The 19,108-nt window shown below is 55.7% G+C and carries 18 protein-coding genes and 1 pseudogene; 11 read left to right on the forward strand and 8 right to left on the reverse strand.

Features of this window, described 5'->3' with window-relative positions; genetic code table 11:
- Positions 1 to 19 precede the first annotated feature (19 nt).
- Entirely contained in the window at positions 20 to 1,663 is a 1,644-nt protein-coding gene (locus ACLB1Z_RS09970) for a PepSY-associated TM helix domain-containing protein (RefSeq protein ID WP_409563163.1), read from the forward strand.
- Positions 1,664 to 1,885: 222 nt separating this feature from the next.
- On the opposite strand, the gene ACLB1Z_RS09975 is transcribed toward ACLB1Z_RS09970, so the two are convergent.
- Entirely contained in the window at positions 1,886 to 2,371 is a 486-nt protein-coding gene (locus tag ACLB1Z_RS09975) for a YkgB family protein (protein ID WP_409563164.1), read from the reverse strand.
- A gap of 157 nt (positions 2,372 to 2,528) precedes the next feature.
- Here ACLB1Z_RS09975 and ACLB1Z_RS09980 point away from each other — a divergent pair, with 157 nt between their 5' ends.
- The 4 genes from ACLB1Z_RS09980 (at position 2,529) to ACLB1Z_RS09995 (ending at position 5,421) form a co-directional block, all read left to right on the forward strand.
- Positions 2,529 to 3,494 (forward strand): cupin domain-containing protein, encoded by a 966-nt coding sequence (locus ACLB1Z_RS09980; protein ID WP_409563253.1) that lies wholly within the window; start codon positions 2,529 to 2,531, stop codon positions 3,492 to 3,494.
- A gap of 303 nt (positions 3,495 to 3,797) precedes the next feature.
- The gene (locus ACLB1Z_RS09985) at positions 3,798 to 4,223 is read left to right on the forward strand and encodes a group II truncated hemoglobin (RefSeq protein ID WP_409563165.1); all 426 of its coding nucleotides are present in this window, start codon (positions 3,798 to 3,800) and stop codon (positions 4,221 to 4,223) included.
- An 88-nt stretch (positions 4,224 to 4,311) separates the two neighbouring features.
- Positions 4,312 to 4,692 (forward strand): DUF488 domain-containing protein, encoded by a 381-nt coding sequence (locus tag ACLB1Z_RS09990; protein ID WP_409563166.1) that lies wholly within the window; start codon positions 4,312 to 4,314, stop codon positions 4,690 to 4,692.
- Between the two features lie 75 nt (positions 4,693 to 4,767).
- A complete protein-coding gene (locus tag ACLB1Z_RS09995; protein ID WP_409563167.1) occupies positions 4,768 to 5,421 on the forward strand; it encodes a uracil-DNA glycosylase family protein in 654 nt (217 codons plus the stop codon).
- A gap of 140 nt (positions 5,422 to 5,561) precedes the next feature.
- Here ACLB1Z_RS09995 and ACLB1Z_RS10000 read toward each other — a convergent pair whose 3' ends face one another.
- Entirely contained in the window at positions 5,562 to 6,530 is a 969-nt protein-coding gene (locus ACLB1Z_RS10000; RefSeq protein WP_409563168.1) for an NAD(P)H-dependent flavin oxidoreductase, read from the reverse strand.
- A gap of 493 nt (positions 6,531 to 7,023) precedes the next feature.
- Here ACLB1Z_RS10000 and ACLB1Z_RS10005 point away from each other — a divergent pair, with 493 nt between their 5' ends.
- The 5 genes from ACLB1Z_RS10005 (at position 7,024) to ACLB1Z_RS10025 (ending at position 12,626) form a co-directional block, all read left to right on the forward strand.
- Entirely contained in the window at positions 7,024 to 9,009 is a 1,986-nt protein-coding gene (locus tag ACLB1Z_RS10005) for an FUSC family protein (protein ID WP_409563169.1), read from the forward strand.
- An 8-nt stretch (positions 9,010 to 9,017) separates the two neighbouring features.
- Positions 9,018 to 9,233: a DUF1656 domain-containing protein gene (locus ACLB1Z_RS10010; protein WP_409563254.1), complete on the forward strand. Its 216-nt coding sequence runs from the start codon at positions 9,018 to 9,020 to the stop codon at positions 9,231 to 9,233.
- Positions 9,230 to 10,129 (forward strand): efflux RND transporter periplasmic adaptor subunit, encoded by a 900-nt coding sequence (locus tag ACLB1Z_RS10015; protein ID WP_409563170.1) that lies wholly within the window; start codon positions 9,230 to 9,232, stop codon positions 10,127 to 10,129. The genes ACLB1Z_RS10010 and ACLB1Z_RS10015 overlap by 4 nt, the downstream gene beginning before the upstream one ends.
- 53 nt (positions 10,130 to 10,182) lie before the next feature.
- A complete protein-coding gene (locus tag ACLB1Z_RS10020; protein WP_409563171.1) occupies positions 10,183 to 11,592 on the forward strand; it encodes an efflux transporter outer membrane subunit in 1,410 nt (469 codons plus the stop codon).
- A 173-nt stretch (positions 11,593 to 11,765) separates the two neighbouring features.
- Complete coding sequence (locus ACLB1Z_RS10025) at positions 11,766 to 12,626, forward strand: LysR family transcriptional regulator (RefSeq protein ID WP_409563172.1); 861 nt, start codon at positions 11,766 to 11,768, stop codon at positions 12,624 to 12,626.
- Positions 12,627 to 12,922: 296 nt separating this feature from the next.
- On the opposite strand, the gene ACLB1Z_RS10030 is transcribed toward ACLB1Z_RS10025, so the two are convergent.
- The 6 genes and pseudogenes from ACLB1Z_RS10030 to ACLB1Z_RS10055 form a co-directional block, all read right to left on the reverse strand.
- Positions 12,923 to 13,069 carry a hypothetical protein gene (locus ACLB1Z_RS10030; protein ID WP_409563173.1) on the reverse strand — a complete coding sequence of 49 codons (147 nt, stop codon included), beginning with the start codon at positions 13,067 to 13,069 and terminating at the stop codon, positions 12,923 to 12,925.
- A gap of 877 nt (positions 13,070 to 13,946) precedes the next feature.
- Positions 13,947 to 15,665, reverse strand: a complete 1,719-nt coding sequence (locus ACLB1Z_RS10035; RefSeq protein ID WP_409563174.1) for an ArnT family glycosyltransferase — start codon at positions 15,663 to 15,665, stop codon at positions 13,947 to 13,949.
- A gap of 178 nt (positions 15,666 to 15,843) precedes the next feature.
- Positions 15,844 to 16,050, reverse strand: a complete 207-nt coding sequence (locus tag ACLB1Z_RS10040; RefSeq protein WP_409563255.1) for a sugar phosphate nucleotidyltransferase — start codon at positions 16,048 to 16,050, stop codon at positions 15,844 to 15,846.
- Entirely contained in the window at positions 15,966 to 16,217 is a 252-nt protein-coding gene (locus ACLB1Z_RS10045; protein ID WP_409563175.1) for a sugar phosphate nucleotidyltransferase, read from the reverse strand. The genes ACLB1Z_RS10040 and ACLB1Z_RS10045 overlap by 85 nt, the downstream gene beginning before the upstream one ends.
- A 61-nt stretch (positions 16,218 to 16,278) precedes the next feature.
- Positions 16,279 to 16,404: pseudogene (locus ACLB1Z_RS10050) on the reverse strand (glucose-1-phosphate thymidylyltransferase); the annotation flags it as partial.
- Complete coding sequence (locus ACLB1Z_RS10055; protein WP_409563176.1) at positions 16,343 to 16,837, reverse strand: dTDP-4-dehydrorhamnose 3,5-epimerase family protein; 495 nt, start codon at positions 16,835 to 16,837, stop codon at positions 16,343 to 16,345. The gene ACLB1Z_RS10055 and the pseudogene ACLB1Z_RS10050, both read right to left, overlap by 62 nt.
- Before the next feature lie 447 nt (positions 16,838 to 17,284).
- On the opposite strand from ACLB1Z_RS10055, the gene ACLB1Z_RS10060 reads away from it, so the two are divergent.
- On the forward strand, positions 17,285 to 19,075 hold the full coding sequence (locus tag ACLB1Z_RS10060; RefSeq protein ID WP_409563177.1) for an ABC transporter ATP-binding protein: 1,791 nt from the start codon (positions 17,285 to 17,287) through the stop codon (positions 19,073 to 19,075).
- Positions 19,076 to 19,108: the final 33 nt, after the last annotated feature.

Below are 19,108 nucleotides of genomic sequence, written 5' to 3' on the forward strand. Positions count from 1 at the left end.
GGTGCGGCAGGGAGGCGAAGTGCGCGGCTTACTCGTTATTGTCCATAGGTGGGCCGGTCTCTTCATTGCTGCTTTTCTGTTTGTGGCCGGTCTCACCGGAGCCGTGATCTCTTGGGATCACGAACTCGACGAATGGCTCAATCCGGATCTTTTCGAAGCGAAGCTGGCCGGGCCGCCGTTGCCGCCGCTCGAACTTGTGGCGCGTTTTGAAGCGGCGAATCCGCAGGCGCGCGTCACCTATTTTCCGCTATCCTACGAGCCAGGAAAAACGGCAGGACTATTCATCCAGCCGCGAGTCAATCCGGCGACGGGGCGCCTGTTCGAACTCAACTACAACCAAGCTTATCTCGAACCGGCGACAGGCGAGGTGAGGGGCAAACGCTATTGGGGCCAAATCTCCCTGGATCGCCGGGACATTCTCCCGTTCCTCTATAAGCTTCACTATTCGATGCACGTTCCGGACTTTTTCGGGTTCGACGGTTGGGGAATCTGGTTGATGGGCATTGTCGGCATCGTCTGGATGTTCGATTGCTTCGTCGGCCTTTGGTTGACGTTTCCGCAGTCGAAGCGGGGTGCTACCAGCGCGATTGCCATCTCATCGCCGCATCGGGAAAAAAGCTGGCTTGGCCGCTGGGCGCCGGCGTGGCGCATCAAGAGAAATGCCAGTGCCTATCGCCTGAATTTTGATGTTCACCGGGCCTTTGGGCTGTGGACTTGGCTCTTTCTTTTGATCCTCGCGTTTACCTCGATCTCGATGAACCTTGGCGACGAGGTCGTGCGTCCCGCTCTCTCCAAAGTGTTTTCCTTGACGCCGGACGTCGGGGAAACGCGGACCCCGGCTCCGATCGACAAGCCCATCTCACCGCAGCTGTCGTTCGCATCCGTTTTGAATATCGCCGCAGCCGAAGCGGCGAAGCGCTCATGGCAGGAGCCGCTGGGAAGCACGTTCTATAATCAGCAGACCGGCATCTACAGCGTCTCGTTTTTCGAAGCCGGCGAAGAGCACGGCAGCGGTGGAATGGAGCCGAAAACGCTCTATTTTGATGGCAAGACCGGCGGCATGCTTGGCGATAGCATCCCGTGGGCCGGGACAGCCGCCGACATTTTCATGCAACTCCAATTTCCTCTGCACTCCGGCCGCATCGCAGGTCTTCCCGGTCGCATATTGCTGTCGCTCATGGGGCTCGTCGTTGCCGTCTTATCGCTCACCGGCATTGTCATCTGGTTCAAGAAACGGCTGGCGCGCCTGAAGAGAGTTGAGTACGGCAACGCGGTGGTCGGTGCGACAGGAGCCGGATATGTCCATGTGCTTGCGTCCGGAAGCTATCGCTTTATCGGTAGCCTGGGAGATGAGAACGCGCTGCGCCTACGTCTAAGTGAGCTCGGTGAAAAAGCGGCGCATCTGAGCGTCACGCGCGGGGCGTTGCCTTTGGGACGTATCGCGCTTCTGTCTTGGGAAAGTTCGTTCTTGCTCGTGGTCGCGATCATCGTCGGTGGCCGGCGGATGCTTTATCGCGGTGGCCGCCTTAGCATGCGGACGGGGATGCTGTTTCGCAGCGTAGGCACCGTGCTTTTCAGTCGAAATTTCTGGCAGGCCGGCATGCTCGACGCATCTTACTACGTGCGCCATGTTCGATTGCGCGTCATGCGCGCCAAAGAATAGAGCTTTGGTGCGCTAAAAAGGGATTTCACGAATGCTCTTTTCCTCGCCGCGCGCCTAAGGCGATCGTCCCTGAGGGGCACCCGCTCTTACTGGTAAGCAGATCTCGTCGATGATGACGATCATTTAGGTGCTCAAGCCTGGATGAGGTTCGCTAAAGGGCGGCCCGGTATTTCCGGACCGCCCTATGGCGCTTTAATCAGCGAGGGACCCTGCGTCAGACGTTTAGCGCGGCTGCTCGTTGAGGACCCGTTGAACGTCTTCCTTCAGAAGGTAGACAGAGACCGCGAGCAGCACGAGATCCTTCAGAAGAAAGGCCGAATTAATTGTCATGGCTGGAAAGCCTCCGGCGCCGGCATCCCACGCGTCAGGCACGAACGGCAGGACCGTGAAGGTAGCGATGAAGGTGAAGGTCGAACCGAGGGCGCCGAGCATGCTCAGTTTCTTGTTCCAGAAACCCAGAAACAGCAACGTCCCAAAGGTCCATTCTGAGGCGCCGAGAAAGATAGCAGTGCCGCGGATGCCCAAAACCGGAATGGTCCAGGAGATAAACGGCCCATGGGTGATGATGGGCAGCAACCCTCTGATTTCTGCTTCGAACCATTTGTCGTAACCGAACCACGCGAAGATGATCACCATTGCGGCACGGAGCAGGTTGTAATCGAGTTTCAGTAGACCGGTGCGGCCGAGAAGCTGAGCGATGACGTTCATTGGATTTCTCCTCAATGGTAGAGCCAGTTGCGAAGGTGAAGGCTTCCGAGATCGCATCTGGCTTGATGTCGATGAAAGTCATCATAGTCGTGCAAATGAGATTTATAATGCCAGGATGGTGCAATTATATGCTAGATCGTCTCATTTGAGGTTCGAGATGACGCATATCGATTGGCTAAGCAGTTTGCTGCACATCGTGCCGGTTAGCGGCCGGGCCGAGCACCGCTGCTTCTTCGCGGCACCCTGGCGGCTCGAGTACGAGCCATCGGAACCAGGCGAAATCCCCTATCACGTCGTCCTTGCTGGATCGGCTCGTCTTGAAGGAACGGATGGCGAGCCGTCTCGTACGCTGAATGCTGGCGATATCCTCTTGTTGACGCGAGGACCAGCTCATGTCTTGCACGATGGCGGAGGCCAAGCCGCCTCGCCAATTCGACAGAGAAAAGGCGCGACTATCACGATCGACGAAAATGACGGTCAGGGGGAGCAACTCGACATGCTCTGTGGCCGCTTCCTCTTCTCCGTAGAGCACGCACTCCTAATCCATAATTATCTACCGCCGCGACTGGTGGTCAGCACGTCCGAACACTTAGTGAAGGCTGCCAAGCCGGGGGCGCGAGCCCGTCTTGCCAACCTCGTGGCATTGATGCGATCGGAATCGGCCGAAGAGAACCTTGGGGGCCAAGCTATGCTTGGTGCTTTGTCGGCTGTGCTCTTCACCCTCGCACTGCGATTGGCTAGCGAGGACCAGGCTGCTCCTAACGGGTTGCTCACGTTGGCGGGACATCCGCGTTTAGCGGGCGCCTTGTCGGCTATGTTCGCTGACCCAGGTCATCCCTGGACGCTGCCGGGGCTCGCCGACTTGTGCGGAATGTCGAGAGCCACGTTCATACGTCAGTTCCAACAGAGCCTCGGCCGTTCCGCTATCGAGCTTCTCACCGATGTGCGCATGACGGCGGCAGCGAACGCGCTGAGAGCAACATCCACATCGGTCTCGGCGATTGGCGAGGATGTGGGCTATCAATCCGAAGCCGCGTTCCAGAGGGCATTCAAGCAGCACGTCGGTTTGACGCCGGCACAGTACCGACGGCAGGCAGCGAGCGAAGGCAAGAGTTCGAGGTGATCGCCGAGTTCGCCAACAGACCGCGCGTTTGGTGCTGTCAAGCGCGCCGCTCGTTATCTTGAGGGCAAGTCAATGATGCCGGCGAGACCATGCAGAGGATCGACATCCGAGGCGGTTCGCTCCGTTGGCGGATATGGTCGACGACACCTCCACCTCACCTGCAAAGGGGCCATTCTTTTTTGGGACAGTTCCACATGGATCTAGAAAGCTTACGTTCGCTGGTAGATGCGAACCGGACATAGGCGATTTTTACGCAACGCTATATCCTGGATACCTCCATCCAGTCTTGGAGCGAAGACGGACATGATCTCAGATATGCGAGCTGACGCGACGTCGAAAAGAACTTTGTCATCGCTCTATGACCGGATCGGCGGTGAGGGAGCGACGCGGGCATTGGTTGAAGCGTTTTATGATATCGTGGAAACGGAACCGCGAGCAGAGATACTCAATATCTTGCATCTAAGGGGACATGGCGTTGCCCATTCGCGGATCGAACAGTTTCGATTTCTGTCCGGCTTTCTCGGTGGTCCGAGGCTGTATGTTGAGAGATACGGACACTCTGACGTTCGCAAGATGCACGAACATGTCGAAATCAGCGCAGAAGCGCGCGATACTTGGCTTGAATGTATGAACATGGCTATCGATAAAGTGGGCATATCGAGTGATGCGAAAAGCGAGTTGATGCGCCATTTCACACGTGTCGCAAACATGCTCGTCAATCACGATTGAATAAAATCGCTCAGTGGCGCCCGAAATGTACTTCGATCACGGCGCGTCTAATAGCGGGCGAGATTGAGGCGGTCTGAGGAAGCGTCCTATGCCAAGAGTAAATATTCAGGCCTCTCATCTGCAGTTGAAACGAGCCTACGAACCAGCAATTCCTGAAGACGGCATTCGCATTCTTGTTGATCGGCTTTGGCCGCGCGGTCTCAGTAAAGAGAAGGCTTCGCTTGACAAGTGGGAGAAAGATATTGCGCCGAGCACGGGGCTTCGAAAATGGTTCAGTCATGATCCGGCGCGCTGGACTGAATTTCAGCGTCGCTACCGAGCCGAGCTTCGCCAACATGGGGATTTGCTGAATAGCATTCGCAAACTCGCCAATACACACACTGTTACCCTCATCTACAGCGCACGCGACGAGGAGTACAACGACGCGGTGGTGCTTAGGGACGTCCTACTCGGCCGAGGAGATGCCTGAACAGTTGAAAACTGACGACCACTATCGGCCAGAATTGGAAGCTATTCGAAGCCCGTCGCCGCCATGTGAAGGGCTATGACCTCGTCTTCGAGTTCCAACGATCTTGACGGGTTGCTGGCGTCTATTCGTGCATGCCGCATCTGCCGCGAGCATCCCGTCTATGGGAAGCCACTGTCTCATGAGACGCGACCCGTCCTCCAGGTTTCAAAAGCCGCGCGCATCTGCATCGCTAGCCAAGCTCCCGGGACACGTGTTCATAAAACCGGCCGGCCATTTGATGATCCATCGGGCGTCAGGCTGCGAAACTGGCTCGGGATCGATGAATCAGTGTTCTATGACTCTTCCAAGTTCGCGATCATCCCGATGGGTTTTTGCTTTCCAGGATTGAGGTCGGATGGCAGCGACTATCCTCCCCGCCGTGAATGTGCAGAAACTTGGAGAGCAAAGTTGTTCGCTCATTTGCCGAATGTGAAGCTATACTTGATCATCGGCGGGTACGCCCAAAGATGGCACCTGGGACAGGTGGCAGCACGGCAGGGTGTCAATCGGACGGTTCAGCAATGGCGCGAAGTTTATGACGCGGATCCATTTGTTCGCAGGTTTCCGCTGCCACATCCCTCATGGCACAACAACAAGTGGCTTGCGTGCAATACTTGGTTTGAAACCAATCTACTTCCAGCTCTGCGAGCAGACGTCCGCCGCGTCCTTGATTCTGAAGTGATCCGTTGACGTTATCTGAACCCGATCTCTGGAGTGCATAGCGATGTAAGCGCGTGTGCCCTGTAGATTGCGATTCCAAGAGCCGCCAGCGCATCCGTCCGGGGCGTACGCTCTATGAACTCGTTGTCTACGCTCGCGGCGGGTAGAAATTACCTATGCAGATTGCCCGTCCCAACGCTATCGGATCCGGGCTGTTCACCCTCGCCGACGATTGCAAATTTTTTGCCTTTTAAGAGATAATCTGATGCATCCGCGGTCATCTTCGCGATGATGTTCGCAACGGGTTCGATATCATGAATGAGCCCCGCGCCTTCACCTATGAACGTATTGCTCCTGGTTGGATCTCCGTCGATCCATGCTTCGCGATACTTTTCGGCTTCAACGTCGGCAACAGCCATCAACTCACTTTCGCGACCATGCCAACGATCGGTAAAAGCATTTCTTAGTACCCGCGCGGTATAGCGAGGCGGCCAGTCCAACTTGCGTGCGAGGTCCATAACACGAGAACGAACGGTATCGTCACCCGTCGCGGCAAGCGCGGCGTGGTGCATGCGTGGGCCAACGTTTGCCTCTTGCGAAGCCCACAAGCGTGATCCAACCAGCACGCCCTCCGCGCCAAGCATGAGCGCGGCCGCAACGCCTCGGCCGTCGACAATCCCTCCCGCCGCGCAGAGAACCGCGTCGGAGCCGCGTTTTGCGATAAGGTCGGCAACTTCCGGAACGAGCGAGATCGTACCTCTCTTCTCGCCATGGCCACCTGCCTCCGAACCCTGTGCAACTACAACGTCCGCCCCGCATTCGAGCGCCCGCTCCGCATCGCGAAGGGATTGTATCTGACAGATGAGGGGGGTTCCTGAGCTCTTTATCCGCGGCGCAATCGGCAAGGGATCGTCGAAGGACAGCAAAATCGCTTTGGGATGTTGGGACAATGCCTGGTCCAACACGTGAAGCTGTTTACCCAGCGACCAAGTGATGAACCCGCATCCGACGGGCCGATTTCCCGCGATCGCGAACTGTTCTGCCAGCCACTTCGAATCTCCGTAGCCACCGCCGATCAATCCGAGGCCGCCAGCGTCTGATATCGCAGCAGCTAGGCGACCGCCTGCAGCGAAGGCCATAGGGGCTCCTATGATCGGATGGCGCAGTGAAAACATATCGGTGAGCCGGGTCTTCAACATCCTACTGCTCTAGCGTCTGAGGTGAGGGGCGCATCAAATTAAAATCCGGCACGAAATTATCGGATCTCCGCGAGGCGTGCTGCACAACCGATAGGCTAAATCATCCATAACCACAGAGAAACCCCAAGTCCGACATCGCAGTGCGTCGATGCACAGGGGAAAGCTGGCGGGCTAGGAGAGAGGGAGTAGATCGCTGCTCCGCGTGCGCACGGTCGATCGCTAAAAATTTTTTGCGGTCACACCGCAATTATATGATTTTGAGTGAAATCGACAGATGTGGGAGTGGTCTGAACGTGATGAGCGGGAATCGATCATCTCGGCTCGATTGCGCGTTTAGGGAAAATGCATCTGTCAACTCATGTCCGAATTGGCTCGCGCACACGCTTGTTATCACCGCTTCTTCTTATGTGATCCTCAAAAGCTGCTTTTTTCTTTGAGCAGCTATTTGGCGTGTGTCCTGACGCTCGGTATCGCATTTGCCGCCGACCTCCCGCGCCCCTGGTGGGCCATCCTGACGGTCTATGTGACCGCGCAACCCATGTCGGGAGCGCTTCGGCCTAAGGTCTCCTATCGCCTGATCGGGATATTCCTCGGTGCGGCCGCCGCAATCGTGCTGGTTCCCAATCTGCAAAATTCACCGGGACTTTTGGTTCTCAGTCTCGCGGCTTGGACGGGACTTTGTATATATCTTGCCGTTTCCGACCGAACCCCGCGCGCTTTCCTTTTCCAAATGGCCGGTTTCAGCGCGGCAGTCATTAGCTTCCCCTATCTTGACGATCCATCAAATATCTTCATGACCACCATCTCGCGTGTCGAGGAAATGACGGTCGCGATCCTTGCTGTCACGCTTGCTCATTCGCTGACGCGGCCTTTGGATGCTCGAAAAATTGTCCAGGAGCGCGGGCGTCGTTTTCTCCGCGACGCGGCTGAATGGGCAGAAGGTGCGTTCGACGCTCAACACAAGGGCTTGGGCAGTTCGCGTCGGCAGCAGATTGCAGCTGACGTCGCTGAACTCGGACTAATTGCGATGCATCTTCCTTACGACATGAGCGGACATCGAAGAACGCGTGCGCTCGTTTACGTTTTGCAACGCCGCCTCGCATCGTTGATTCCTTTGGCATCCGCCGTTGCGCATCGGCTTGACTTGCTTGCCGGCAAGGAGGCGGACAAAGATTTAATGGAATTGATCGGCGAAAGCCGCGCTTGGCTCCAGGAAACAGATAGGCCACCCCCGGACGAATGCGGTGGTAGGCTGGTGGTGCGTGCACGGTCGCTGGCTAAGAAGAATAGCGCAAGATCGGATTGGTCTTCTTGGATTGCAGCGAGCCTCGCGGAGCGGTTGGCGGAATTCATCGAGGCAATACGCGAGGCGGAAACTCTTGTCGCCGCGCTCGATGGGACGCCGGTTCATATTTCCTCGGAGGACGTTGCTGATAAGATTTCGCCGCTGAGGCAGGATCGCATTTTGGCGATCCTTGCAGGTTTGGCCATGTCAGCAGCGGTTGTTCTCTACTGTACGATCTGGATATTGCTCGCATGGCCTGCCGGATCGGCGACAGCAGCTTTCGCGGCCCTCGTCACATGCTCATTTGCTGCCCAGGAAGATCCAGCTCCCGCCATACGCCGCTATCTCTTTGCAACACTGGCGACGTTTCCGATTGCTGCGATCTATATGTTCGCGGTGTTACCCCGCGTAGATGGCTACCCAATGCTGTCGTTAGCGCTAGCTCCGGCACTGATTGGGATCGGCTATATCCAAGCTGATCCGGCTCGGTCTGCAGTCGCGCTGCCGATGTTCTCGTGTCTCATCGTCGGATTGGGCTTCGTCGATTCATTTCAGCCGGATTTTGCATCATTCGTCAACACGGGTATCGCGCAAGTCATGGGGATCGTCGTGACGATTGCCGTGACACGCCTCTTCCGGTCTGCCGGAGTGGACTGGATCGCATACCGCATGGTCAGGGCACAGTGGCAAGAACTTGAGGAGCTCGCGACCATGCGCAGCACGCCGGACTTTGGAAGTTGGACCACCCGAGCGATCGATCGTACCGGCCAAATTGCTGCACGCATTGCCGTTTCCAGTGAGAGAGATGAATTTCATGCCGCGGACGGGCTTAACGACATTCGAATTGGCCGGAATATTCTGCATCTGCGCGTGGCGGCGTTTGCGCATGGGGAAATAGAACGATCGATCGAAGTATTGCTGGCGGAAATCGCCGAATTGTTCCGCAAGCGCCGCATCGATGGGGTCGTGACCCCACCGCAGAAGTCTCTCTGGTCAAAGCTCGAGAATGCAATCGCATCCATACAAACCATGGAAAACAATGCCATTCGGCACCAAGCACTTCTCGCCGCCGTGGGCATCCGTTGCAACCTTATGCCGTCGGTTCCGCTCGCGAACGGGGCATCACCCTCGTGATCGATGAGGTGCAGATCTTCGGCGTGTATGTGCCTGCGGCTTTGTGCTGGGCGAGTCTCGCAATCCTGCTGACGTATTGGCTGCGCCCGCTGCTTCATCGTTTGCCTTTGAGCCGCATCAGTTGGCGTCCAGCGCTCTTCGACATCGCCGTTTTTATGCTCCTTTGGTGGGGCCTGGCGACGCTAGCGGACGGACACCTCCTGCCGACAAGGTTTCCCGTATGATGGACGGTTTGCTTTGGAGCCGAACGCTTGGGACCTTAGTTCTTGTGGCGCTGACGCTTGCAGGGCTCCAGGCACTTTGGCAGCGATATCAAATTGACCCGATCACGCGCGACGGGAAAGTCAGGGCCGATGTCGTTCAGGTTGCGACGGACGTTTCGGGACTCGTCACGCAGGTTTGCGTTCAGGACAACGAATTCGTTCGTAGAGGCCAAGTCCTGCTGGTGATGGATCGGCCACGATACGAGCTGGCACTTCAGCGCGCGACCGCCACGCTTGCGAGTGCTGAGGCAATGCTTGCGCAGGCGGAGCGTGAGGATCGACGCAACCGATCTATGTCTACCCTTATCGCAGCTGAAAAGATCGAGCAGGGTAGCGCGCGTGTCGACGAACTGCGCGGGCGCGTGGCGGAAGCGGCTTCGGCTCGCGATCTCGCAAAACTCAATCTCGACCGCACGTACGTTCGCGCGCCAGTCGATGGGTATGTCTCAAACATGACCCTCCAGCCCGGCGTTTACATGAAGGCTGGCGAGGCCGTCGCTGCGCTCGTTTACGCCAAGTCGATGCGGATCGAAGGGTATTTTGAGGAGACAAAAGTTCCGGCGATCCATGTTGGAGATCCGGCGGTCGCTTTTCTTATGGGCGTTGGGGAGCCGGTGCGTGGTCACGTGGAGAGCATAGCGTCAGGGATCGCGGACCGTGAACGTAGCGACAGCGAGTCCGCATTGGCAAACGTCAATCCCTCCTTTTCCTGGGTTCGACTCGCACAACGCATTCCTGTTCGCATCGCGATCGATGAAATCCCATCGGGTCTCAAGTTGATCGTCGGCCAGACGGCGACGGTAGAAGTAAAACCCCGACCCGGAGAGCCAACGGTCAAGCGGAGCTTCCCGTGGTGAGAGTATCCCGGACTGGAATATGGATGTGTCTGCCATTTCTCTGTGGATGCACCGTGGGGCCAGACTATCGTCTGCCGGAACAAGCACTCGTAAATGCGCCTTCGGCAAATGGAGCATTCGCGTCGCGCGCCGATGCAACAAATACCGCCGATCCGCCTGCCGACTGGTGGCGCCTATATGACGATGCAACGCTCTCTCATCATATTCAGATGGCTTTGCGTGCTAATACCGATCTGCGGATCGCCGAGGCCAACCTCGAACAGGCCCACGCTTTACTTGCCGAGGCCGAGACGGGCCGGCAAATCAATGGTTCCGCAGCCTTCGAGACGACTTACGTCCAGCAATCGGCAGAGGCGGATCTCAGCCACATCAAACCGCCCCAGCATCAAATCGCCAACACGGGTATTGCGATCAACTACGACCTCGATCTGTTTGGCGGTATAAGACGGGGTATCGAGGCTGCGTCTGCGAACGACGAGGCGGCTGTGGCTGCGCGCGATTTGGTTCGCGTGAATGTCGTCGCCGACACCACCCGCGCTTATGCCGATATTTGCAACAGTGGAAACGAATTGGGGTCCGCACGCCGGACAGCGGACGTCCAGTTGCAAACCATCTCGTTCACCCGAACGATGGCGACGAATGGCCGAGTCGCCTCGTTCGATATTGATCGGGAGGAGAGCCTTTATCAGCAGTTCAAGGCGCGTATCCCCCGGCTTGAAGCGCGCCAGATCAACGCGGCCTATCGCTTGGCGACACTGATCGGCCAACTTCCGGAGAACTACGACCGTTCGCTGCTGGCTTGCCACCGGCCGCTGCGGCTGGCGTCGAGAATAATGGTCGGCGACGCGCGAAGCCTTCTCGGTCGCCGTCCTGATGTGCGTGCTGCCGAACGCCGGCTTGCAGCATCGACCGCAATGATCGGGGTTGCAACATCCGAGCTTTATCCGGACGTCAAGATCGGCGCATCCGTCGGAACCCAAGGCGCCGCGACCGACGTGTTTGGCCCGCTCACCAATCGTTTTGGCGTCGGCCCGGTGATCAGTTGGAATATCAATCAGAATGTGGCGCGTACGCGAATTGCTGCAGCTGAGGCGCGAACCAGGGCAAACCTTGCCGTATTCGATAAAACCGTTCTCGCCGCGCTTCGTGAAATCGAAAGTGCACTCACGAACTATGCCTACAACCTCGACCGGCTGAAAAATCTCAAGAAGGCGCGGGATCGAGCCGCGAAAGTCGCTGAGGATGCACGAAGGCTATGGCGGGGCGGAAGCGCGGACGCGTTGACGTCTTTGGATGCCGACCGCAGCCTCGCCGCAACGGAGCAAGCTTATGCTGCTGGGCAGACGGAAGTCAGTCAGGATCAGATCGCAATTTTTTTGGCGCTGGGAGGCGGCTGGCAGGCTTCGGAATTACGGGAAACGCGCATCTCTGGAAGGTCTTTTTCTCAAGGCCCTTCAGGTTGACCGACAGATTTTTCCGTATTGAAAATCGTATAATGTGAAGTTTGCCGTTTCAGCGAAAATATGGAACAAGGATTTCCCATCGCATTACGATATTCTTGGGCTTGGCAACTGAAAACGTCGGCGCGGTGGGTTCTGTCCTCGTTCTTTGCCTGCTTGGTTAGACCTGATACAACATGGACATCACTGCGGCTCGCACATTCCTTGAGGTCCTCAAAACGGGAAGCTTCGCAGCGGCTGCCACGAATTTGCACGTAACGCAGACTGCGATCGGCGCACGTATCCGTGTTCTTGAGCAAGAGTTGGGTTGTCCTCTTTTTGTCCGCCACAAAGTCGGGACGCAATTAACGCCGGCAGGGCAAAAATTTCAAAGATACGCTGTAAGTCTCGTCAGGCTTGCAGATCAGGCCACGCGATCCATCCGGTTGTCTCAGGCGCAGGATACAGTCGTAATGTTGGGGGCGGAACTCAGCATCTCGCATCCGATCGTTCCGCTTTGGTTGGTGTGGATGCGTCAGTCGCATCCTGAACTTGCTCTTTCGGTACGGGTCGACACCGCTGATCGTCTGATAGATCAGGTGCAGGAGGGTTCGCTTGACGCCGCCGTTCTTTATGGCGCGCCGCGGCGGCCTGGTCTGGTCGCCGAGCTCATTTTCGAAGAAAAATTGGTGCTGGCGGAGTCAAATCGTCCGTCCTCGTTACACTGTACATCGCAAACCGTTCAAATCGATTGGGGGCAAGAATTCGCCGACGCATATTATTCGGCTTTTCCGGATGAGCCTGCATCCACAGTTGCGGTCAGCTATGGCCCACTTGCCCTCGAATACATATTGGCCATCGGCGGCCGCGGATATTTTCGGCGCGGCTTCATTTGCCCATATCTGGAAGATGGTCGGCTGTCGCTCGTCGAGAACGCCCCGGAATTTTCTTACTCCGCATATGTAGTGCATTCTCCCAGAGCGGACGAAGCCATTGTCGCCTGTATCCGTGAAGGTCTCCGAGCCAGCTCTTCATCGCTTCTTCTAAATGGGAGATAATAGGAAGGACAGGGGGCATCGAGAGACTTCATGACGACAGGATGATGAACTGACGAATAAGCCGACCCAGAACATGGATAGAGCTGACAAATCAAAACCTGGTTGGTGGAAGCCGTCAACGCCAAACTTCGGTCGCTAGATATACCGATGAGCTCAAAGGCGATCCAGCGAACGAATGGCTTTGCGGCTAAAGGAATTATGTCGGGCGCAATTCGAAAAGCGATTGGACCAACTCATCGATTTGGATGTTGACGTTAGCGGATCGGCAGGCGGGAACAGACTCGCCGGATCGAATACTAGACCTTCGCGCAAACGAGCTTGCTGGTGCGGAATTCATCTGCCGTCTGAATGTTGTCGGCTGCGAATGCTGGGAGCGTTGCCGTACTGGCCATCAGTAAGTAAGCGGCGGCGAGGACGTTGAGAGATAGCTTTTCATCGGGCATCTCCTTGCTTTCTGCTTGCAAAAGATTCCCGCCGCTGGGTTGTTCCGCTTCGACTTGCGTTCCTACCATCCGCACATCGAGACCGTTTCAATTTGCCGAATTCCTAAGAGCTCTGATGTCGAGCGGTGAGCAAATCCATTTTTTTTTAGGCCGCTTTGAACGATGCGCATGTTCGCTGGATCGAAACTGCGCGCGAAGGCAAATGCCTCTGATGGCTTACCCGGCAGCCATATCTCAAATTCGTCGCCACGCTTTAGCAGAACGGCATGCGCTATGGTCGATGCTAACCGTCAGGGCCGGTCGTCATGAACGAATAGACGTCAACCTCGACGTTGGATCGTCCCTTTTGATCGGACCGTTCAAGGCGCCATAAGCCAGGGAAGGCAGATAGCTCTCGTTCATTGTCGCCATTGATCGCGAATCTATGCCACTTCGTGGGTTTCCCGTCATCGACTTCCGTAGGGAGAGCCAATTCCGTGAGCGTTGACGTTTGCTGACGCTGACAAAAACCCTTTAAAATCTGGCCTATATTATTTCGTAAGTATGTGCTGACGTTTGGCATTGGCAAAAAACGTTGGCATCAGTGTTGGTAGTTGGCCACCGTCGCTGATCTGAAAAGGTGTCCTACGCGATCAAAATGGTGCGGTAGATGTCAATGCCCTCAGTGTCACTGGGCAGCAGGTTTCAACCGTTTATGTAAATAACGCCTCCGTTACCAACTCCCACTTCGTCTGGGGGCGTGCTGTAGCCGATACGAGGCTGTGATGAATATTAAAAATTTTCGTTGGACCGATTCTGAACGCAAATTCGTTGTCGCAGTTGTGGGACGGCGTCATCATAACGATCCCTGCTGATCCACTTTACCGGCGTTATGCTTTCATTGCTTCGCGAGGTCTTTCGATTTCTGATCCTCAAAATTAGAAGCCCACTCCTTCAGGCATTCCCTGGTCAGGCGTTTCCAAACCTCAAGTAAGGCGCCGTTTGGCATGGCCATCGAGTCAGCCCTCTGAAAACCTGCCGCTTTGGCGGCTTGTTCCATGGCAACGTGATCAAAGGTTTTGGTGAAAAAATCTCCCGTTTTCGATGTCGATGTGAACAAAACACATGATGTCGAAACGGGAGGAGAAGTCAGCCACGCGATATATCTTGGCAAATCATTTCGTTCCCCCACTGGGTCGAATTGATAGTTGGAAATTCCTCTTCCGAGGAGGCGCAACTGATCAAGGGACAGTGTGTTGGTATTGAAAAAGAGGTGTCGGGTGCCGAAAGCAATCGCGGTCACATTGCGATATTTGAAGGCTAACGTTTCACTGAGCCTTCGCCAAGCCTTCCCTGTTTCCAGGGACGCAGTAGGTTCTCCGCTCGCACTTTGATAAATCAGCAAGTTGCTTCGGGTGTCGATCATGGTCACGTCACCGACTGAGGGAATTTTCGCAAGAAATTGCCTGTCTGGCGCGATTGTCATGAGGAGCACCGGCAGAGCGCAAAGGGCGCTCAATGACGTTAGAGATATAGCTTTGTACGCAGGATACTCTCGAAAAATCTTCGTTATGCCGATGGCGGCGATAATCATGACGGGAGAAATAAGAGGGCCTAAGAATCCCCAGCCTCGGTTGCTGGAGGAAGACAGCGCGGCGAAGGCGAAAAGGACAAATACGATCAAGGGTATCTGCGGAGATTTCAACAGGTCGGAGTACTGGGCTCGCGCAGCCGAAAGTGAAGCCCCGATGATGCCGATCAGGACAATAACTGCCAGCGGAAATTGTATGGCGTGAAAGAAGTCCGTTGCTGTCCGATGCCATCCCAATATGGAGAAAATAGAAATTCCGGCAGGCCCGTACTCGGTTGATCGAGCTCCATAGCCAAAGTTGAGAAGATATGGGAAGACGTACTTGCCGTTCGGAATGAACCATGTGGCCATGATGAAAACGGCCAAGGTAAGTGATAGCGCGAGGGTTAAGAGCCGCACTTGCCGATTTTCTTTCTTCGCGCCGACATATACGAGCGCTCCCAAAACGAGGCCGGGCAAGAACGCCAACGTCATCGTTCTGGATAATGGGAGCAGGGCGGAAGCAACACCGAACAAGACGCTCCATGGTTTGCTTTCCATTCGGTCCGACTTGACAAGGCAATAAAGAGCGAGCGTCGATGTGAGCGAGGCGGCTGGGACAAATTCGAATGCCCGAGAAAATCCAATTATAAGTGGGCATGTGGCCACTAGACCCGCGGCTAGGACTGCGGCACTTCGAGAGGAAATCGTCGCAGTCATTAAATAGGTTACGGCGATCATTGCGGCCGTACACAGGATGGACGTAACGAACCCTAGGTATGGGTCTGGTCCGAAGATGACAAATAGGATGGAGGCCAGGGCGGGTTGGATGGGAGCTTGGCTACTGGGGCTGAATACGGCAGAGAACCATCCATAGATTCCACCATTTAGATAGCCTAGAAAATCAGATGTCGCGAGGTATAGATAGCCGGCTTCATCAATATCGAGCGCACCGCCGTAGCGATTAAATCGAATCCACAAACCGTTAAGTATAATAAATGAAACGACAATTGCTGCAGCGCTAATATCAATTGATCTCTTAATCATGCCCAGTTTGCCCCAATTGATGCTGCAATTTATATCCAATCTTACGGGAAATCACCAATTGGGATAGAATTATGACCAACGCAACCGGCAGAGGTCGAGGCGCGCTTTCACGCAGGTTCTCTCCGCCCACAGGCATATTTCAGACTACAAGCTAGCTGATATATGAATTGCATCTAATTTATATTCGCAGGTCGAGATCGCCCGCATCCTTCAGGCTCTCAAATGTTCCCGTGTCGAGCCACGCGAAGCCAAGACCCATCTTTTCGACGTGGAGCGCATCAAGCGCTAGATATATTTCATTCAACGTCGTGGTCTCAAGTTCGCCACGTGCCGATGGCGTAACGCGTGATGCGAGGTCAGCGACGCGCTCATCGTGGAAATAGATGCCAGTGACGGCCCAACGCTATTTGGACTCGTTGGTTTTTGGATGATGGATAGCGCTTTGACCAATGCGTCGAAACTGACGACGCCATAACGTTCTGGATCGGCGACTTCGTAGGCAAAAATTGTTGCGTCGCGGTCTGCGGCGGCGCAACATATCGACAAGCCCATGGACGTTGTCACCGAAGACGAGCGCGCAGCGGTCGCCGCCAATGAAGTCGCGGCCGATGATGAAAGCTTGCGCCGGCTCCTCCGGTAGGGCTGGATAGCATAGCTCAAGCGGATACCGAATTGCATCACCTGAGCCGAGCAGACTTTTGAACAAGGGCTGGTCGTGCGGCGTGGTGATGATCAGGATATTTTTCGTCGTGCGGAGCATAGCAGCTCGATACTTTATAAACGACCTCGGTGTCGGGCTCGAGTGTGCAAAACCCGTGCGCGAGGCCACGGGGAATGTACAGCTGCGGGCCGGTCTCAGCAGAGAGTTCAACCATAACATGCTGTACGTATGTCGAAAATTGCGGTCGTAAATCGACCGCCGCGTCGAATATGCGTCCACGGCTAACACGCACGAGATTCGCCTGCGCGTGGGGTGAAAAGACTAATATGCAGGCCACGAATCGTGCCGGCCTGGGCGGAGAGGGAAAATTGTCCTGCACAAAGGTTTCTTGAATACCCGCGCGCTTGAACTCCTCATTATTGTAAAGCTCGGTGAAGAAGCCCCTGTTGTCGTAAAAGCGCTTGAAATGGATCAGAAGAACATCCGGAATTTCAAGCTTTTCGGCGTGCACTGCGGGAGGTCCTGGTTATTATGCTTCGTTCGGGGTGGCGTAACAGGGAACAATGATCGATGCTCTCTAGCAGAGATATGCTCGTCGGCCACTTTTGGGCCGACTTTCCTTCTAGGAGTTTTCCTATCTCAACTTAGGCAAGCGCCATCTACTTGTTGGGCCTCGAAACGCCAAGTCCGGTATTGCGGCCGGAGAGTCGTCGCGATTGGGCCACACCTAGACGGAAACACATGTGGACCAAGAAGGGAGCATGGTACCCTCGCTGGCAGATTTTGATTATATCCCAAGAGGCCGCCCGCCGGTGAGATTTACGTAGAACGGGCTTAGTGCTGTCAACGTCGTTGCGCATGCGGATGCGTTCGTTGACTTTGGCCCTTGTACACATCAACGCGTTTGGGCGTTGCGCGAGCCGGCGCGGCGGTCAGTCGCGAAAGCAGAGAGAAGCGGATGCCGACGCCGTCGACGACGCCTACAACCCTTGATTTATTGAAACGCCTGGCACGCGAGAATGGCCGGGAGTACGCTCCGCGATACGCCATCGCCATCGTTTGCATGTTGCTTGTTGCGGGCACGACGTCTCTAAGTGCTTACGTGCTGAAGACCGTTATCGACACGATCTTCGTGAATCAGAACCGCGAAGCGTTGATCGGCATTACGTTCCTTATCGTCGGGATTTTCATCGCCAAGGGTGTTGCAGCCTATTTCTCTGAGGTCATCGTCGGCAACATTGGCAACCGTCTCGTGGCGGATACGCAAAAGCGCATGTTCAACCACATGTTGAAAGTCGATGTCGCCTTCTTTCAACAATACAGTTCAAGCAATCTCGTCACCCTCATATCTTATAATGCCAGCGCTGTGCGGGACATGCTGACGCTTGTTTCGTTGAATGTGGGTCGCGACTTGTTCACGATCGTGGGTCTCGTTTGCACGATGATCGCGCTAGATCCCGTTCTGTCGGCGATCGCGCTGATCGGCGGCCCTGTCGCTGCGATCTCATCGCGCAAGATGGTGGCGCGGATTAAGAAAGCGACGAAGGGTGAAATTCATTCGATGGCGGGGATCATCCAGGCGACGCGCGAACTCAGTCAGGGAGCGCAGGTCGTCAAATCCTTCCAGCTCGAGAATACGATGCGCGGTCGGATGTTTAATGCCATCGAAGCCGTCCAGCGACTGTCCAACAAGATGCTGCGCATTCAGGCCGGCGTTAACCCTTTGATGGAGGCTATCGGCGGCTGTGCTGTTGCCGCCGTCATTTTCTACGCCGGCTGGCAAAATCTCTATCATGGCGCAAGCCCTGGCCAGTTCTTTGCGTTTATCACCGCCTTGCTCATGTGCTCCGATCCAGGGCGCCGTCTTTCGCGTGTCCAACTGCAACTCGCCTCCGCCTCGATTGGTGTGCGGATGATGTATGAGATCTTGGATACGCCGGCGCGAGAAGACGAGCCACCGGGCAGGCCTGAGCTTGATGTCAAAGGCGGCGAGATTGCCCTTCGCGACGTCGCGTTCAGATATGTGGCGAACAAGCCGGTTATTGAGCATATGACCTTTTCCGTGCCTGCGGGAAAGGTGACGGCGCTGGTTGGTCATTCCGGCGGCGGTAAGACCACGGTTTTCTCGCTCCTCCAGCGTCTGCGTGTCCCGGACGCCGGCACCATCGAGATCGATGGCCAGTCGATTGCTGACGTCTCGCTGAAGTCCTTGAGGCAGAACATCTCGGTCGTCGGCCAGGATGCTTTCCTGTTTGAAGGGTCGATCATCGATAACATTCGGGCCGGCCACGAAACTGCTTCTGAAGAGCAGTGCATCGAAGCGGCCAAAGCAGCGAGTGCACACGAGTTCATCAAATCACTGCCGCGTGGCTATGATACGCAGGTCGGCGAACTTGGCGCACAAGTCTCGGGCGGTCAGCGCCAGCGCATTGCCCTGGCGCGTGCCTTTCTGAAGAATGCGCCGATCATTCTGTTGGACGAACCGACGTCGGCGCTCGACAGTGAGACGGAAGACGTCATCCAGCGCGAATTGCGACGCTTGACGGAAGGGAAGACGACGCTCGTCATCGCTCATAGGCTGTCGACGATCCTGCATGCCGATTTGATCCATGTGATAGAAGCCGGTCGTGTCATCGAGAGTGGCACTCATGAGCAGTTGATGGCCGCAGGCGGCGCTTATAGCCGTCTGTTCAAGCTGCAGTTTGCGAAGTTCCTCGAAACCAAGCAGCCGCTCGCGGAAGCTATTTAGACATTTGCGCGATGTTGCGGGACTGTCGGATCT

Source organism: Hyphomicrobium sp. MC8b (assembly GCF_905067615.1).
Classification (GTDB): Bacteria; Pseudomonadota; Alphaproteobacteria; order Rhizobiales; family Hyphomicrobiaceae; genus Hyphomicrobium_B.

Bases quoted from the DNA above. Each gene is read 5' to 3' on its own strand.
- ACLB1Z_RS09975 (WP_409563164.1), bottom strand. From the start codon at position 2,371: ATGAACGTCATCGCTCAGCTTCTCGGCCGCACCGGTCTACTGAAACTC.
- ACLB1Z_RS09980 (WP_409563253.1), top strand. From the start codon at position 2,529: ATGACGCATATCGATTGGCTAAGCAGTTTGCTGCACATCGTGCCGGTT.
- ACLB1Z_RS09985 (WP_409563165.1), top strand. From the start codon at position 3,798: ATGATCTCAGATATGCGAGCTGACGCGACGTCGAAAAGAACTTTGTCA.
- ACLB1Z_RS09990 (WP_409563166.1), top strand. From the start codon at position 4,312: ATGCCAAGAGTAAATATTCAGGCCTCTCATCTGCAGTTGAAACGAGCC.
- ACLB1Z_RS09995 (WP_409563167.1), top strand. From the start codon at position 4,768: ATGACCTCGTCTTCGAGTTCCAACGATCTTGACGGGTTGCTGGCGTCT.
- ACLB1Z_RS10000 (WP_409563168.1), bottom strand. From the start codon at position 6,530: ATGGCCTTCGCTGCAGGCGGTCGCCTAGCTGCTGCGATATCAGACGCT.
- ACLB1Z_RS10015 (WP_409563170.1), top strand. From the start codon at position 9,230: ATGATGGACGGTTTGCTTTGGAGCCGAACGCTTGGGACCTTAGTTCTT.
- ACLB1Z_RS10025 (WP_409563172.1), top strand. From the start codon at position 11,766: ATGGACATCACTGCGGCTCGCACATTCCTTGAGGTCCTCAAAACGGGA.
- ACLB1Z_RS10030 (WP_409563173.1), bottom strand. From the start codon at position 13,069: ATGCCCGATGAAAAGCTATCTCTCAACGTCCTCGCCGCCGCTTACTTA.
- ACLB1Z_RS10035 (WP_409563174.1), bottom strand. From the start codon at position 15,665: ATGATTAAGAGATCAATTGATATTAGCGCTGCAGCAATTGTCGTTTCA.
- ACLB1Z_RS10045 (WP_409563175.1), bottom strand. From the start codon at position 16,217: ATGGGCTTGTCGATATGTTGCGCCGCCGCAGACCGCGACGCAACAATT.
- ACLB1Z_RS10060 (WP_409563177.1), top strand. From the start codon at position 17,285: ATGCCGACGCCGTCGACGACGCCTACAACCCTTGATTTATTGAAACGC.